General features: G+C 73.0%; 15 protein-coding genes and 2 pseudogenes. 7 read left to right on the top strand and 10 right to left on the bottom strand.

What is annotated here, in order from left to right; all coding sequences use genetic code 11:
* Positions 1-72: 72 nt before the first annotated feature.
* Complete coding sequence (locus tag BLT82_RS21590) at positions 73-1,407, top strand: MFS transporter (RefSeq protein WP_093657316.1); 1,335 nt, start codon at positions 73-75, stop codon at positions 1,405-1,407.
* Here the strand turns inward: BLT82_RS21590 and BLT82_RS21585 are convergent.
* A pseudogene (locus BLT82_RS21585) lies at positions 1,370-1,666 on the bottom strand (EamA family transporter); the annotation flags it as partial. The gene BLT82_RS21590 and the pseudogene BLT82_RS21585 sit on opposite strands and share 38 nt — an antisense overlap.
* A gap of 73 nt (positions 1,667-1,739) precedes the next feature.
* Positions 1,740-2,417 carry a TetR/AcrR family transcriptional regulator gene (locus BLT82_RS21580; protein WP_093657314.1) on the bottom strand — a complete coding sequence of 226 codons (678 nt, stop codon included), beginning with the start codon at positions 2,415-2,417 and terminating at the stop codon, positions 1,740-1,742.
* Between the two features lie 65 nt (positions 2,418-2,482).
* Between BLT82_RS21580 and BLT82_RS21575 the strand changes: the two genes are divergently transcribed.
* Positions 2,483-3,634: an acyl-CoA dehydrogenase family protein gene (locus BLT82_RS21575; RefSeq protein ID WP_093657399.1), complete on the top strand. Its 1,152-nt coding sequence runs from the start codon at positions 2,483-2,485 to the stop codon at positions 3,632-3,634.
* Positions 3,635-3,965: 331 nt separating this feature from the next.
* Positions 3,966-4,589 carry a TetR/AcrR family transcriptional regulator gene (locus tag BLT82_RS21570; protein ID WP_093657312.1) on the top strand — a complete coding sequence of 208 codons (624 nt, stop codon included), beginning with the start codon at positions 3,966-3,968 and terminating at the stop codon, positions 4,587-4,589.
* Positions 4,590-4,676: 87 nt separating this feature from the next.
* Here BLT82_RS21570 and BLT82_RS21565 read toward each other — a convergent pair whose 3' ends face one another.
* Positions 4,677-5,138, bottom strand: a complete 462-nt coding sequence (locus BLT82_RS21565; RefSeq protein WP_093657310.1) for a MaoC family dehydratase — start codon at positions 5,136-5,138, stop codon at positions 4,677-4,679.
* A 117-nt stretch (positions 5,139-5,255) separates the two neighbouring features.
* Between BLT82_RS21565 and soxR the strand changes: the two genes are divergently transcribed.
* The gene (soxR, locus tag BLT82_RS21560; protein WP_093657308.1) at positions 5,256-5,735 is read left to right on the top strand and encodes a redox-sensitive transcriptional activator SoxR; all 480 of its coding nucleotides are present in this window, start codon (positions 5,256-5,258) and stop codon (positions 5,733-5,735) included.
* A 57-nt stretch (positions 5,736-5,792) separates the two neighbouring features.
* On the opposite strand, the gene BLT82_RS21555 is transcribed toward soxR, so the two are convergent.
* Together BLT82_RS21555 and BLT82_RS21550 are read right to left on the bottom strand one after the other, a co-directional pair.
* On the bottom strand, positions 5,793-6,506 hold the full coding sequence (locus BLT82_RS21555; RefSeq protein WP_093657306.1) for a YoaK family protein: 714 nt from the start codon (positions 6,504-6,506) through the stop codon (positions 5,793-5,795).
* Positions 6,507-6,747: 241 nt separating this feature from the next.
* The gene (locus tag BLT82_RS21550) at positions 6,748-7,842 is read right to left on the bottom strand and encodes an RNA ligase (ATP) (RefSeq protein WP_093657304.1); all 1,095 of its coding nucleotides are present in this window, start codon (positions 7,840-7,842) and stop codon (positions 6,748-6,750) included.
* 192 nt (positions 7,843-8,034) lie between these two features.
* On the opposite strand from BLT82_RS21550, the gene BLT82_RS21545 reads away from it, so the two are divergent.
* Complete coding sequence (locus BLT82_RS21545; RefSeq protein ID WP_093657302.1) at positions 8,035-8,529, top strand: GNAT family N-acetyltransferase; 495 nt, start codon at positions 8,035-8,037, stop codon at positions 8,527-8,529.
* A gap of 173 nt (positions 8,530-8,702) precedes the next feature.
* Here BLT82_RS21545 and BLT82_RS21540 read toward each other — a convergent pair whose 3' ends face one another.
* The 5 genes and pseudogenes from BLT82_RS21540 to BLT82_RS21525 form a co-directional block, all read right to left on the bottom strand.
* Positions 8,703-9,428, bottom strand: coding sequence for a 3-keto-5-aminohexanoate cleavage protein (locus tag BLT82_RS21540; RefSeq protein ID WP_093657300.1), 726 nt, complete (start codon positions 9,426-9,428; stop codon positions 8,703-8,705).
* Positions 9,429-9,455: 27 nt separating this feature from the next.
* Positions 9,456-10,067: a hypothetical protein gene (locus tag BLT82_RS21535; RefSeq protein ID WP_093657397.1), complete on the bottom strand. Its 612-nt coding sequence runs from the start codon at positions 10,065-10,067 to the stop codon at positions 9,456-9,458.
* A gap of 222 nt (positions 10,068-10,289) precedes the next feature.
* A pseudogene (locus tag BLT82_RS38585) lies at positions 10,290-10,460 on the bottom strand (erythromycin esterase family protein); the annotation flags it as partial.
* A 13-nt stretch (positions 10,461-10,473) separates the two neighbouring features.
* A complete protein-coding gene (locus BLT82_RS38580) occupies positions 10,474-10,779 on the bottom strand; it encodes an erythromycin esterase family protein (RefSeq protein ID WP_280142493.1) in 306 nt (101 codons plus the stop codon).
* Positions 10,780-10,923: 144 nt separating this feature from the next.
* Positions 10,924-12,174, bottom strand: a complete 1,251-nt coding sequence (locus BLT82_RS21525; protein WP_093657298.1) for an exo-beta-N-acetylmuramidase NamZ family protein — start codon at positions 12,172-12,174, stop codon at positions 10,924-10,926.
* Positions 12,175-12,341: 167 nt separating this feature from the next.
* Here BLT82_RS21525 and BLT82_RS21520 point away from each other — a divergent pair, with 167 nt between their 5' ends.
* Positions 12,342-13,106, top strand: a complete 765-nt coding sequence (locus BLT82_RS21520) for an SDR family oxidoreductase (protein WP_093657296.1) — start codon at positions 12,342-12,344, stop codon at positions 13,104-13,106.
* Entirely contained in the window at positions 13,085-14,758 is a 1,674-nt protein-coding gene (locus tag BLT82_RS21515) for an AMP-binding protein (protein WP_093657294.1), read from the top strand. Before BLT82_RS21520 ends, BLT82_RS21515 begins: the two co-directional genes overlap by 22 nt.
* Positions 14,759-14,765 lie beyond the last annotated feature (7 nt).

Raw genomic sequence — 14,765 nt, 5'->3', positions numbered from 1 at the left:
TTGACCTCCATACCATCCGGTCGGTACGGTCCCCGCACCCTTCGTCCCCCGCACCCATCGGAGCGTGCACGCATGGACACGGCACCCCCTTCCCCGCTCGCCGGCAATCCGGGGCCGACGGCTCCCACCGACCGGCACCGCCGACGAGTGGCCGGCGCCGCCGCCCTCGCGTCGGCGGTCGAGTGGTACGACTACTTCGTCTTTGGCATCGCCGCCGCGCTCGTCCTCGGCGACCTCTACTTCCCCGCGGGCAGCGCCTCGGCCGGAGTCCTCGCCGCCTTCGCGACCTTCGCCGTGGGCTTCCTCGCGCGCCCCGTCGGCGGGATCATCGCCGGACAGCTCGGCGACAAGCGCGGCCGCAAGCCGATGCTCGTGCTCGCCCTCACCCTCATGGGCCTCGCCACGACCGGCATCGGCCTGCTGCCGACGTACGAGACCATCGGCATCGCCGCACCGCTGCTCCTCGTGCTGCTCCGCGTGCTGCAGGGCGTGGCCGTCGGCGCCCAGTGGGGCGGCGCGATGCTGATGGCCACCGAGTACGCGCCGGAGGGCAAGCGCGGGCTCTACGGCAGCCTCGTCCAACTCGGCGTCCCCATCGGCGTGGTGACCGCCAACACCGTGTTCCTCGCCGCGGGCGCCCTCACCGACGACGCCGCCTTCGCGTCCTGGGGCTGGCGGGTGCCGTTCCTCGTCGGCTTCCTCGTGCTCGGCCTCGCCTGGTACATCCACGTCCGGGTCGAGGAGACCCCCGAGTTCCGCGAGGCCGAACAGGCCCTGGCCGAGCAGGAGAAGAGCGAGCCGCGCTCGCCGCTGCGGACCATCCTGCGCCGGCACCTCGGCACCGTCTTCCTCGCCGGCGGGTCCTTCGCCGTCAACACCGCGACGTTCTACATCATCATCACCGGCGTACTGGACTACTCGACCCGCGAACTCGGCATGGAGCGCGAGGCGGTGCTCACCGTCTCCCTGTGCGTCAGCCTCACCCAGCTCGCGCTGATCCCGGCCTCCGCGGCCCTCTCCGACCGCGTGGGACGGCTGCGCATCTACGCGGCGGGCGCGATCGGACTGCTGGTGTGGGCGTTCCCGCTGTTCCTGCTGATCGACACCGCGTCACTGCTGTGGCTGGCCGTCGGCACCTTCGTCACCAGTTGCTTCCTCAGCATCATGTACGGGCCGCAGGCCGCCCTCTTCGCCGAGCTCTTCACCCCCGAGATGCGCTACACCGGTGCCTCGCTCGGCTACCAGATCGCGGCCGTGTTCGGCGGCGGCCTGGCGCCGTTCATCATGGTGCTGCTGCTGGAGGCGTCGGGCACGTCGATGGCCGTCTCCGCCTACATCACCGTCCTCGCAGTCGTCGCACTCGGCTCGATCAGGGTTCTCGCGAAGCGGGCGGCTTCCCGGGAGTGACACCCCGGCCCCCGGCCGCCGCCGCGGCCTCCCCGTCGCCGGCCCGGTCCCTCCGGGCCGGCGTACGGGACCCCGACCTCGAGACCGCCGCGCCCGCCAGGCAGATCGCGCCGCCGAGCAGCGTCAGCAGCCCCGGCACCTCGTCCGGGAACAGCCACGACATGAACACCACCAGCGCGGGCACCGCGTAGGTCGTCGCCCCCATCCGCCCCGCCGTCGTACGGGCCGGCGCGTACGCCCAGGCCGTGAAGGCGAGCGCGGGCAGCCGCCCGTTGGTGCGTCGCTCCGGGTGCCGGACGGCGGGCCGGGTACCGCTGCGGGTGCCGCCGGAGCTACGAGCCGTCCGCCGGCGGGGTCTTCGCCCGCTTGGCCCGCGTGCCCTCCTCGTACTGCGCGGCGAGCCCGTCCAGCAGGGCCCGCAGTCCGGTCTCGAACGCGCCCTCGTCGATCTTCTCCTGGCGTTCGGCGAGGAGATGGGCCTGGCCGAGGTGGGGGTAGTCGGAGGGGTCGTAGGCGGTCTCGTCGTCGACGAAGCCGCCGGCGAACGAGCCGAGGGCCGAGCCGGTGATGAAGTAGCGCATCAGGGCGCCGATGTGGGTGGCCTGGGCGGCCGGCCAGCCCGCGCGGACCATCGCGCCGAAGACGGCGTCGGCGACCTTGAGGCCGGCGGGGCGGCGGCCCGGGCCGCGGGCCAGGACCGGGACGACGTTGGGGTGTGCGGTGAGAGCCGCCCGGTAGGAGACCGCCCAGTCGTGCAGCGCGGTGCGCCAGTCACGGGGGTCGGACTCGTCGAACATCGACAGATCGACCTTGGCGCTGACGGCGTCGGCCACGGCGTCGAGGATCTCGTCCTTGTTGCGGAAGTGGTTGTAGAGCGAGGGGCCGCTGACGCCGAGTTCCGCGGCGAGGCGCCGGGTGGAGACCGCGTCCAGGCCATCCGCGTCCACCAGCGCGCTCGCCGTCCCGACGATGCGTTCTCTGCTGAGGAGGGGCTTGCGCGGTCGGGCCATGCGGCACATAGTAGGCCCTGCCGAACAGAAACTAGCAGTGTTAGTTAAAAGTGGGGTGGCCCGTGGTGAACCTGGAGCTGAGCGAGGAGCAGCGGGCGGTGCGCCGGCTCGCGCGCGACTTCGTCGAGCGTGAGGTCGCCCCGCACGCCGCCGAGTGGGACCGGGCCGAGGACGTCGACCGGGCGATCGTGAAGAAGCTCGGCTCGGTCGGGTTCCTCGGGCTGACCATCGACGAGGAGTACGGGGGCTCGGGCGGCGACCACCTCGCGTACTGCCTGGTCGCGGAGGAGCTCGGCCGCGGGGACTCCTCGGTCCGCGGGATCGTCTCGGTCTCCCTGGGCCTCGTCGCCAAGACGATCGCGGGCTGGGGGAGCCGGGAGCAGAAGCGCAGGTGGCTGCCGCTGCTCACCGCGGGCGAGGCCCTCGGCTGCTTCGGCCTCACCGAACCCGGAACCGGCTCCGACGCGGGCAGCCTCACGACCCGCGCCGTGCGGGACGGAGACGACTACGTGATCAACGGCTCGAAGATGTTCATCACCAACGGCACGTGGGCCGACGTCGTCCTGCTCTTCGCCCGCACCGGCGAGGCGCCGGGCCACCGCGGCATCTCCGCGTTCCTCGTCCCCGCCGAGACCTCCGGGCTGACCCGGCGCACCATCCACGGGAAGCTCGGCCTGCGCGGCCAGGCCACCGCCGAGCTGGTCCTGCAGGACGTCCGGGTGCCCGCCGGCGCGATGCTCGGCCCGGCGGGCAAGGGCTTCTCGGTGGCCATGTCCGCGCTCGCCAAGGGCCGTATGTCGGTGGCCGCGGGCTGTGTCGGCATAGCGCAGGCGGCCCTCGACGCCGCCGTCGGCCACGCGGCCGCGCGTGAGCAGTTCGGCAAGCCGATCGCCTCGTACCAGCTGGTGCAGGAGCTCATCAGCGACATCGCCGTGGACGTGGACGCGGCGCGCCTGCTGACGTGGCGGGTCGCCGATCTCGTCGACCGGGGCGAGGACTTCGCGACCGCGGCGTCCAAGGCGAAGCTCTTCGCCTCCGAGGCGGCCGTGCGCGCCGCGAACAACGCCCTCCAGGTCTTCGGCGGGTACGGCTACATCGACGAGTACCCGGTCGGGAAGCTGCTCCGGGACGCACGGGTGATGACGCTGTACGAGGGCACCAGCCAGATCCAGAAGCTGATCATCGGGCGGGACCTCACCGGGGTGTCGGCGTTCTGAGCGGCATGACCTGCGGTGCCGTGTACCGGTGGGCAGCGGGAGGTGTGGTGCCGCGGCCGGGCGGGTCGGGGCGCTGAGGCGCGGCGGACCGGTGGGCAGCGGGAGGTGTGGTGCCGCGGCCGGGCGGGTCGGGGCGCTGAGGCGCCCTGGACCGCGGACCGCCGGCTACCGGCCGGCCCGCCCCTGGTGCCGTGCGGCTTCCGGGCCGGTTTCCGGCCCCTCCCGGACCGTTTCGCCACGGAAGCCGCGCCGATGCACTAAGCGCTTGCTCAGGTTCGGGGTATGGTGTTCGTCCCGCACTCACAGGGACTGCGGGCAGAAGGGGAGAGCCATGACTGCGGCGCAGGACACGACGGCCGAGGACGTGCCGTGGGGCGAGGTCGCGCCCGAGGCCGCGCGCAAGCTCCTCGTCGCCGCCGTCGAGGCCTTCGCCGAGCGGGGCTACCACGCGACGACGACCCGGGACATCGCCGGCCGGGCGGGCATGAGCCCGGCCGCCCTGTACATCCACTACAAGACCAAGGAAGAGCTGCTCCACCGGATCAGCCGGATCGGGCACGACAAGGCGCTCGAGGTGCTGTCGGCCGCGTCCGAGCGCGGTGGCAGTCCGGGTGAGCGGCTGGCCGAGGCGGTGCGCTCGTTCGTCCGCTGGCACGCGGGCCGGCACGACACCGCCCGCGTGGTGCAGTACGAGATCGACGCCCTGTCCGAGGAGCACCGCGCCGAGATCGTGGAGCTGCGCCGGCGCAGCGACGCGGTGGTGCGCGGGATCCTGCGCGACGGCGTGGAGTCGGGCGAGTTCGACGTCCCCGACGTGCCCGGCACCACGCTCGCGGTGCTGTCGCTCTGCATCGACGTGGCCCGCTGGTTCAACGTCCGGGGGCGCAGGTCGCCGGAGGAGGTCGGTGAGCTGTACGCCGATCTGGTCCTGCGCATGGTGTCCGCACGGAACTGACCGCGCCCGCACGGAACTGCCCGCGCCTGAGGTGCGGAAGCGGCGGGCCCTCCGCGGTGCGTCCGTCCGGAGGGCCCGGCCCGTGGATCAGAAGAAGTAGCGCGACACCGACTCGGCGACGCACACCGGCTTGTCGCCGCCCTCGCGCTCCACCGTGACCACGGCCGTCACCTGCACACCGCCGCCCGCCTCCTCGACGCTCTTCAGGGACGCGCTCGCCCGCACCCGCGAGCCCACCGGGACCGGGGCGGGGAAACGGACCTTGTTGGTCCCGTAGTTGATGCCCATCCTCATGCCCTCGACCCGCATGATCTGGGGTACGAGCGCCGGCAGCAGCGAGAGTGTCAGATAGCCGTGCGCGATGGTCGTCCCGAACGGTCCCCCGGCCGCGCGTTCGGGGTCCACGTGGATCCACTGGTGGTCGCCGGTGGCCTCGGCGAAGAGGTCGATCCGCTTCTGGTCGACCTCCAGCCAGTCGCTGTGCCCCAGCTGCTCGCCGACCCCGGCGGCCAGCTCCTTGGCGGACGTGAAGATCCTCGGCTCGGCCATGTCCCTGTCCCTGCCTCTCTCACCCGGTCCTGCACACGTCTAAGCGACTGCTTAGCATGGTCGGGTCGGCGGCTTCTGTCAACGGATGGCCGCGACGCGCTCCCGTAGGCTGCGGGGGTGCCGCAGACTCCCTCGAACGCCCCCGAACTCACCGTCGGCCAGCTGGCCGCACGCAGCGGCGCCGCCGTGTCCGCCCTGCGTTTCTACGAGGCCAAAGGGCTCATCAGCAGCAGCCGGACCGCCGGCAACCAGCGCCGGTACGGCCGTGACGCGCTGCGCCGGGTCGCCTTCGTCCGCGCCGCGCAAAGGGTCGGCATCCCGCTCGCCGTGGTCCGCGACGCCTTGGCCGACCTGCCGCAGGGCCGCACCCCCAACCGGGAGGACTGGGCGCGCCTGTCCGAGGGCTGGCGCGCCGAACTCGACGAGCGCATCAAGCAGCTCGTACGGCTGCGCGACCATCTCACCGACTGCATCGGCTGCGGCTGCCTCTCGCTGGAGACCTGTGTGCTGTCCAACCCGGGCGACGCGTTCGGCGAGCGGATGGCGGGCTCCAGGCTGCTGCCGGAGCGCAGACGGGCGCCGGGCGCCGGGGACTGACGGCACGTGGGGAACCGTGGTCCCAAGCCCCCGGGGAGCCACACGGTCCACGGGGCCTCAGCCGGCCTCGGAGGTCCCCTCCCGCGGTACCCATGTGAAGCTCAGGGCGATGGCCAGCACGAGCGCCGCGGTGACCAGCAGGACCACGGCGGCGCTGAGCCGGCCGTCGTGCAGCAGCCACGCACCGAACAGACCGCCGGCGAACATCGCCGCCACCGATGCGGCCCGCCGGACCTGGTTGCCCGCGCCGGGCGCGATGCGGGCGTCCACCGCGAGCGGGGAGCCGCCGATCAGCGCCGTGAACGCCCGGGTCGTCACCGTCGTCGGCAGGCCCCGTACCCCCGCCCGGAGCGTCGAGACGTTCCTGACGCCCATCGCCAGCGCCACCAGCCCGGCCACCATGTAGTGCCGCCCGGTGAGCGATTCGCCGTGCCGCTCGATCCCCCACGCCACCGCGGCGGCCGCGGTCAGCACCAGGCCCTCGGCGACGAGCGCCTCCCGGAACCACCGGCGGCCCCGGACCTGGGACCGCGACTCGAAGCGCGCGGAGAGCACGGCTCCCACGGTGAACCCCACCAGCGAGGCCAGGCAGGGTGCGATGGACAGTCCGGCCACTCCCGCGAGCGCGAACGACAGCAGCAGCATGGTGCCGGTCTGGACGGCCGTGAACACCGGCCCCAGCGCGAGGAAGCTGATCGCCTCCACCATTCCCGTCGTCAGCGTGAGCGCCACCATCGCCCACGTCAGGAACGCACCGTGTTTCGCCTGCACCCGCCGAGTCTCCGTCCGCCCCGCCCCGGCCGGGTCCCATTGCGCCGACCGTGGGCACGGGGCGAGGAATCGCGGTCGCCGGCCTCCCGCGACGGACGGCAGGTCCACGTGGTCCGGCCGGACGCGGGCGTACGACCCCGGGGTCTCCGGTGGGATGCCGGCGTACGGCCCCGGCGTGGCCGGAAGTATGCCGGCGCATGGCGGTCCGCACCCCCGTGACGGGCCACCATGCGCAGGACGCTCACTCGTACTCGGTGCCGCCCTTGCGGGTGAGATAGGCCGGGCTGACGGACTTGACGATCGCCCTGCCGGCCACCACCGGGCTCCAGCGCTCGGTCACGGGCCGGACGACGACACCCTCGCGCAGATGGAGCTCCTGGCCCGAGACGGTCTCCCGCCCGCTCGCCAGCCCGAGCACCTTCTCCAGTGCGAACGGTCCTTCGTACAGACGCGGTACCAGGGGGAGCTCCCCTTCGAGCAGCCGCGCCGCGTCCAGCCAGTGGACCCGGCCGTCGATCTCGGCCGACACGTCGAACGCGGCGAAACCGAGTCCGGAGGACCGGGCGTTCGCGCCGTACGAAAGGTCCTGCACCCCGGCTCCGTACACCTCGCCGAAGATGCCGACCCGTGTCGCCCCCAGTTCGGTGGCGAGCCGCGCCGCCGCCTCCGGCACGCCGTGGCCGCGCACCGCGCGCCAGTAGAGATTGCGCGGGTCCTCCTTCAGGGCGAGGCCCTTCGCGCCGAACCCCTTGGACGACACCAGGACCTTCCCCGCCGGTTCCCCGGGAAGCGCGTCGGCGTTCCCGGCGACATAGGTCACCAGGCAGGCCGTCCCGTGGAGCTTCTCGGTGACGACGACGGGCTCGCCGGGCGCGAAGACGTCCGGATGGCGCTGCAGGTTCTCGATGTCGACCCAGGGCAGGAGTTCGGGTGCCGCCTCCACGTCACCGCTCATCGTGGGCGGGATCGGCGGCGACCACTTCGTGATGCCGAGCAGCTCCGCGAAGTCGGTGCCCTCGGCGGCCGCGCGCTCCAGGTCCGTGTCCTCGAGGGCCTTCGGCCGACACACGATGCCCTGGGACAGCTCGCCGCGCAGCCGTACCGCCTTGACCCGGTCGGACGCCCTGCCGGCCAGTCGTCCGGTCAGCCCCAGCTCGTCCACGAGCGCGGCGGGGAGCACCGCCTGCTCCGGGATGTAGACCGCGAAATCGCCGCTGCTGTAGGCGCCCTTGGCGACGACGGCCCGGTACAGACCCACCTGGGCGAGTTCCAGGGCGTCGGCGTTCGGATGCTCGTGGATCGTCAGCGGCTCGGCGGTGACGCGCAGCGTCGACATGGTCGGGCTCCTCGTTCGGGTGTCACATCGGGCCCAACTCTCGCCGCAGGCAAATCCGATGGGCGAACGAATTCCCGTGTGCTAGTACTCCTGGTACTCCAGCCGTGGATCGTCATGTGCCCCGGTCCTGGGGCTGTCTGCCGCCGGCGGAAACTCAGGTGGCCTCAGCGCCGGTCTGGGTAGAGTCGGGCAATGCCCGAGCTGAAGCGGCTGCATGCCGGCCACGCCCCGGCGGTGCTGGCCTTCGAGCTGGCGAACCGCACCTACTTCGCCGCCTCGATCCCCGACCGCGGCGACGACTTCTTCGACCGCTTCACCGACGGTTACAAGGCCTTGCTGGCCGAGCAGGAGGCCGGCAGCTGCGCCTTCCACGTGCTCGTGGCCGAGGACGGGTCGGTGCTCGGCAGGTTCAACCTGTACGACTTGGAGGACGGCGCCGCCAGACTCGGCTACCGGGTCGCGGAGCAGGTCGCCGGCCGCGGCGTGGCGACAGCGACCGTCCGGGAGCTGTGCCGGATCGCGATCGCGAGGCACGGTCTGCGCACACTGCGGGCCGCCACCTCCCACGAGAACGCCGCGTCCCGGAAAGTCTTGACCAAGGCCGGGTTCGTCCCGGTCGGCCCCGCCACCCCGGCCGATCTCGGCGGCAAGTCGGGCACCTGGTACCAGCACGACCTCCGGCCATAGACCTTGATCCTGCCCGTGGGCCGGCTGCGGGAAGGCCGCGGCGACCGCTGATCATCGGTGCGTGCCGACCAACGATCCTGCGGTGGCCGCGGGTCACGGCGTGGACCCTGCCCGCCGGCAGGAAGTGTTCGAGGTCCAGGGAGCCGGTCCCCGCCACGCCCGCGGAGAACCGGTCAGGCACGCCGGCCGGCGTGTGCCAGCCGCGTGGCAGCCGTGACCAGTTGGGCGTTCGACTTCGCCGGCCTCCCGTCCGGGAGGCGGAGCACGTCCCCCAGCCCGGTGCGGACGTCCGGCCCCGTCCGTGCCGCCAGCCGCAGCACCGGCCAGGCCCCGCCGTCCATGCCGTGCGGCAGCACCGGAACGCCGTGCGCCGCACCCAGGCCGTCGAGCAACGAGCGCGCGGTGTCCCCGGCCGTCGCGACGCCGGGGTCGACGACCCGGGCGAGCACGCGCCGTACCGCCGGGGCCGACCGGGAAACGGTGAAGCGCCGGGCCGCGTCCGTGCCCGAACGGATCACCGCCTGCACCGCCACACCGCGCTCCAGCAGGGCGGCGGCGACCTCCTCGGCGCCGTCCTCGTGCCAGTCGACCGACACGAGATCGGGCAGCACCGTCCAGGAGCGGACCCGGTCGACGCGCCGCTCCGGGTCCGGCTCCGCCCAGGCGTCCGCCGGCACCCCGACCGGCACGCCCGCCGCCGTGCGCACGGCCTCGACCGCCGGTCCCACCACGCGGGGTGACAGCGAGCCGCTCCCGCACGGCGTCCTCGGGCGGAAGTGCACTTCCGAGGCGCCCGCGGAAACCGCGGCGAACGCCGACCGGGCGAGCCCCTCCGGTGACATGGGTACGGCGGCGGAGTCACCCGCGCGGCGGCGCCCGTTGAGGCAGACCTGGATCACACCTCCGATGGTGCCAGGCCCCGCGGCCTACGCCACCGACGCCAGCTCCCTGCCGCGTGCCCGCTTGGCGGCCCTCAGCGCCTCGTGCGTCAGGACGGGCCGCGGCACCACGATCCCGCAGCCCGAGCACACCGGGCCGGACCAGGGCTCCCGATCCAGGTCCTGCCGCCAGACGATGCGGCGTTCCGCGCACACCGGGCAGACGGCCGAGGGTGCCGCCTCCAGCGCGGTGATCAGCCGGCGCAGCACATCGGCCAGCGGATCGGCCGGATGCACCCCGGGGTCGTCGCACCGGGCGATGCCGTTGCCGCCCCAGGTGCGCCGGTGCCAGTCGTCGAAGGACCCCGGCCGACGCAGTCCGTCGTGCTTCTCGCGCCTGCGCCGCTCCGCGAAGTCCCGTTCGTACGCGAGCCACACGGCCCGCGCTTCCTCCAGTTCGCCGAGCGCGGCCACCAGCCGCGCCGGATCGGGATTCCTGTCCTCGGGCGCGATCCCGTGCCTGGAACACAGGTGGTCCCAGGTCGCCCGGTGCCCGTACGGGGCGAACCTCTCCAGGCACTTGCGCAGTGAATGGCGCCTCAGCGCCAGATCGCACCGCGGGTCGCGCACCTGTCTCGCAAGACTCCGGAATCCGGCCATCGCACTGCCACCTCCGTCGCTCGAACACCGTCGCTGGTACTTCCGCGTCAAGGAATGGACGTACGAGTACCCCGTCCGGCTCCCTCGAACATCCGTACAGCGAGATATGTGTGGCGATTCGGAAAGAGCGGCGTATCGGCGCAGCAAACCGGCCGCGGTGATCCGGTGGAGGTGGATGACGACGTCGTAGCCCCCGGCGAGCCGCTGCGGGGCGTCGGATCCCTGCCACGGCCAGGCGGTTCCGATGGGCTGCGTCGGGCGGCGCTCCTCGACCGGCCGCCGCGCGGCGCCGCGGAGGGAGCGCAGGTCCAGATAGTGGTCGTACGGGGCCACCCGGTCCAGGGTGTGCTCGTACGTGCCCGCGGGTCTGAGGCCGAGCGTGAACGTACGCACAGGTCCGCCCGGTTCACGGGGATCGTGCGCGTTGAACGAACCCCGTCCCGAAGGTCGTCCCGACGTTCACGCAGTCCCTGCCCAGGGCGACCCTCATGAAGGCGCCCTGAAGTCGCGGGTACCGGTGGGGTTTGGCCGATTCACAGCCCACGTGGCCGCTGTGGGCCGAGAGCAGCATCCGGTGGCCGGTGTGCCGCTGCCACCAGGCGATGTTCTCGGCCACGGCCCGGTCGCGGTGGGGCATCGCCGCGGCCGTCTGCTCCGGGTCGTACGCGAACAGCGTGCCCCTCTGGGCGATGACGCGGGCGTGCCGGAGCACGAGGGCGTGCGCCTCGCGGTCGGGGCCGGGTGGCCCGCCATCCCGGCTCGACCCCGGACGGTGGACGGGGGGTGGGGAGAACTCCCGTCGTCGGCACGACCCCCCGTCGCCGGCACAACCCCGCGGTCACCGGCAGAACCCCCGTCACCGGTACAGCAGATACTCCCGCCGCAACGCGCGGAACGCGGCGAGGTCCTGCTGCCACGCCCCGACGACCTCGTCCGTTCCGGCGCCCGCGTCGATCATCGTGCGCACCCGGGTGGACCCGGTGAGTTTGTCGATCCAGTTGTCGGGCCGCCAGGCGAAGCCGCTCCAGCTGCGCTTCGCCGTGACCAGCAGTCCGATGCCGGTACGGACCGGGTCGAACACCTCGCGGTCGTGCACGTGGAGCTGGACCCCGCCCACCGTCTTTCCCTGGAACTTGGAGAAGGTCGGCGCGAAGTACGCCTCGCGGAAGCGCACTCCGGGCAGGCCGAGCGCGTTCGCCGCCTCGGCCCAGGCGCGGTCGATCCCCTCCGCGCCGAGCAGTTCGAACGGACGGGTCGTGCCGCGGCCCTCCGAGAGGTTGGTGCCCTCGAAGAGGCAGGTGCCGGAGTAGACGAGCGCGGTCTCCGGCGTCGGCATGTTGGGGCTCGGCGGCACCCAGGGCAGCTCCGTCGCGTCGTGGAAGTCCTCCCGCCGCCAGCCCGACATCCGCACCACGTCCAGCTTCGCCGGCGTGGTCAGGAACTCGCCGTTGAACAGCCGGGCCAGTTCGGCGACGGTCATGCCGTGTGCCTGGGCGATCGGCTCGCGGCCGACGAAGGTCGCGAACGCCTTGTCCAGGACCGGCCCGAGGGCGGCGCGGCCGGTGACCGGATTGGGCCGGTCCAGCACGACGAAGCGCTTCCCCGCCAGCACCGCCGCCACCATGCAGTCGTAGAGCGTCCAGATGTACGTGTAGAAGCGGGCCCCGGCGTCCTGGATGTCGAAGACGACCGAGTCCACGCCGGACGCGGTGAAGATGTCGGCGAGCGGCTGCCCGCTCTTCAGGTACGTGTCGTAGACCGGGAGCCCGGTCGCGGGGTCGTCGTAGCGGCCCTCGGAGCCGCCCGCCTGGGCGGTGCCGCGGAATCCGTGCTCCGGTCCGAATACGGCGACCAGGTCCACCCGCTCGTCCGCGTGCATCACGTCGACCAGATGACGGGCGTCGCGGGTGATGCCGGTGGGGTTGGTGACGACGCCGATCCGCTCGCCGGACAGCAGCCGGTAGCCGTCGGCGGCGAGCCGCTCGAAGCCGGTGCGGACCCGGCTCCGCCCGGCGTGCGCCACCGCGTGCGGGGCCGTGGAAGCGGTCGCGGCCAGGGCGCCGGCGGCACCTCCCGCGGCCAGCAGACCCCGTCTGGACAGGCTCATCGCACTACCTCCGTGATCGCTACAACTGTCATGGCCACGCACGCTAGCGCGGGGCCGGGCCGCGGGGAACGCTCCCGGCGCGATGTTCGCCACGACCCTCTTCCCCGTGCACATACCGACTGGTTAGTCTGCCGTCCTGAGCGAGCCGCGACGGAGAGGCAGGTCCGATGAGTACGGTGCAGGGCGCGAACGTGGTGGTCACCGGCGCGGGCGGCGGCATCGGCGCCGCACTCGCCCGCCGCTTCACGGCGGAGGGCGCACGCGTCGCCGTCAACGACATCGACCCCGGCAGGACGAAGGCCGTCGCGGACGAGATCGGCGCACTCGCCGTCCCCGGTGACGCCTCCGCGATCATCGAGGAGGCCAGGGAGGCGCTCGGCGGCACCGTCGACATCTACTGCGCCAACGCCGGACTCGCCTCGCCCGGCGACGCCTTCGCGGACGAGGACGTCTGGGCCTCCGCCTGGGACGTGAACGTGATGGCGCACGTCCGCGCCGTGCGCACCCTGCTCCCCGACTGGCTGGAGCGAGGCAGCGGCCGATTCGTCTCCACCGTGTCCGCCGCCGGACTCCTCACGATGATCGGCGCCGCCCCGTACAGCGTCACCAAGCACGGCGCGGTCGCCTTCGCCGAGTGGCTGTCCCTGACGTACCGTCACCGCGGCCTGAAGGTGCACGCCGTGTGCCCGCAGGGCGTCCGCACGGACATGCTGACCGCGGCGGGATCGGCGGGCGAACTCGTCCTCGCCCCCAGCGCCATCGAACCCGAGGACGTCGCCGACGCCCTGTTCGAGGGCATCGAGGCGGACCGCTTCCTCATCCTGCCGCACCCCGAGGTCGCCGGGTACTACCAGGGCCGCGCGGGCGACCCCGACCGATGGCTGGCCACCATGAACCACATCCAGCGGAAATGGGAGGACACGGCCCGGTGAGCGCCTCCCCGTACGCGGCCCGGCCATGGCTCTCCCAGCTGACCGACGCCCAGCGGGCACCCGTGAACCCGCCCGCGAGCGTCGTGCACGCCTTCCGCGCCGCCGCCCGCCGCGCCCCGGACCGCACCGCCCTCGCCTACTTCGACGGACGCCTCAGCTACCGCGAGACCGACGTGCTCTCCGATTCCGTCGCCGGCCGGCTCGCCGCCCGCGGGGTGGCCCCAGGCGACCGGGTCGCCCTGATGCTCCAGAACACCCCCCACTTCGTCCTCGCCCTGCTCGGCGCGTGGAAGGCCGGGGCGACCGTCGTCCCGCTGAATCCCATGTACAAGTCGGCCGAGGTCACCCACGCCCTCGAGGACTCGGGCGCGACGGTGCTGATCTGCTCCGACCGCGCCTGGGAGACCCATCTGCGCGACGCCGCCGCGGCCACCCCCGTACGGTTCGCCGTCACCACCTGCGAGCTGGACCTCCAGACCCGCAACGACAACAGGGTCCTCGGCTTCGAGCGGCTGCCGGCACCGCGCGACACCGACGACCTCCTCACCGTCGCCCGCGCCGGGCTCGCCGCGCCCGGCGGGCGGGACCCGGCCGCCACAGACGTGGCCCTGATCAGCTACACCTCCGGCACCAGCGGCAGGCCCAAGGGCGCCATGAACCTCCACGGCGGCATCACCTTCAACGCCGAACGCCAGCGGACCGGCCATCCCCTCCCCGAAGGCGCCTGCTACTTCGCCCTCGCGCCGCTCTTCCACATCACGGGCATGGTGTGCGAACTGGCGGCCTGTGCGGCCAACGCCGGCACCCTCGCGCTCGCGTACCGCTTCGAGGCGGGCGTCGTCCTCGACGCCTTCCTCGAGCACCGGCCCGCCTACACCGTCGGCCCCTCCACCGCCTTCATGGCCCTGGCCGCCCACCCCGGCGCCGGACCCGACCACTTCGCGTCGTTCGCCGTCGTCTCCTCCGGCGGCGCGCCCCTGCCGCCCGCTCTGGTGGAGAAGTTCCGCGCCGGCTTCGGCCCCTACATACGCAACGGCTACGGGCTCACCGAGTGCACGGCGCCCTGCGCCTCGGTGCCCCCCGAGAGGGAGGCGCCGGTCGACCCGGCCTCCGGCACCCTCTCCGTCGGCCTCCCCGGGCCCGACACCGTCGTGCGGATCCTCGACGACGACGGTGAGGAGGTCCCGTTCGGCGAGCGCGGCGAGATCGCCGTCCGCGGACCGCAGGTCGTACCCGGCTACTGGCGGCAGCCGGAGGCCACCGCCGCCGGTTTCCCGGACGGCGAGCTGCGCACCGGGGACATCGGCTTCATGGACGCCGACGGCTGGCTCTACGTGGTCGACCGCAAGAAGGACATGATCAACGCCTCCGGCTTCAAAGTCTGGCCGCGCGAGGTCGAGGACGTCCTCCACACCCACCCCGCCGTCCGGGAGGCGGCGGTCGTCGGTGTGCCGCACGCCTATCGCGGCGAGACGGTCAAGGCGTACGTCAGCCTCCGCCCCGGAACCGCCGTGGGCCCCGACGAACTCGCCGGATACTGCGCCGACCGCCTCGCCGCGTACAAGTACCCGAGGCAGGTGGAGATCCTGGACGAGCTCCCGAAGACCACTAGTGGGAAGATCCTCAGGCGGGAACTGCGTTCCCGCACCTGAGACACCG

This window comes from Streptomyces wuyuanensis (assembly GCF_900103455.1).
Lineage (GTDB): Bacteria > Actinomycetota > Actinomycetes > Streptomycetales > Streptomycetaceae > Streptomyces > Streptomyces wuyuanensis.
This window is presented reverse-complemented; position numbering and strand designations above follow the sequence as displayed.

What these genes read in the sequence shown, in the direction of transcription:
- BLT82_RS21590 (WP_093657316.1), top strand. Translation starts at nt 73, where the DNA reads ATGGACACGGCACCCCCTTCCCCGCTCGCCGGCAATCCGGGGCCGACG.
- BLT82_RS21580 (WP_093657314.1), bottom strand. Translation starts at nt 2,417, where the DNA reads ATGGCCCGACCGCGCAAGCCCCTCCTCAGCAGAGAACGCATCGTCGGG.
- BLT82_RS21570 (WP_093657312.1), top strand. Translation starts at nt 3,966, where the DNA reads ATGACTGCGGCGCAGGACACGACGGCCGAGGACGTGCCGTGGGGCGAG.
- BLT82_RS21565 (WP_093657310.1), bottom strand. Translation starts at nt 5,138, where the DNA reads ATGGCCGAGCCGAGGATCTTCACGTCCGCCAAGGAGCTGGCCGCCGGG.
- BLT82_RS21550 (WP_093657304.1), bottom strand. Translation starts at nt 7,842, where the DNA reads ATGTCGACGCTGCGCGTCACCGCCGAGCCGCTGACGATCCACGAGCAT.
- BLT82_RS21545 (WP_093657302.1), top strand. Translation starts at nt 8,035, where the DNA reads ATGCCCGAGCTGAAGCGGCTGCATGCCGGCCACGCCCCGGCGGTGCTG.
- BLT82_RS21535 (WP_093657397.1), bottom strand. Translation starts at nt 10,067, where the DNA reads ATGGCCGGATTCCGGAGTCTTGCGAGACAGGTGCGCGACCCGCGGTGC.
- BLT82_RS21525 (WP_093657298.1), bottom strand. Translation starts at nt 12,174, where the DNA reads ATGAGCCTGTCCAGACGGGGTCTGCTGGCCGCGGGAGGTGCCGCCGGC.
- BLT82_RS21520 (WP_093657296.1), top strand. Translation starts at nt 12,342, where the DNA reads ATGAGTACGGTGCAGGGCGCGAACGTGGTGGTCACCGGCGCGGGCGGC.
- BLT82_RS21515 (WP_093657294.1), top strand. Translation starts at nt 13,085, where the DNA reads ATGGGAGGACACGGCCCGGTGAGCGCCTCCCCGTACGCGGCCCGGCCA.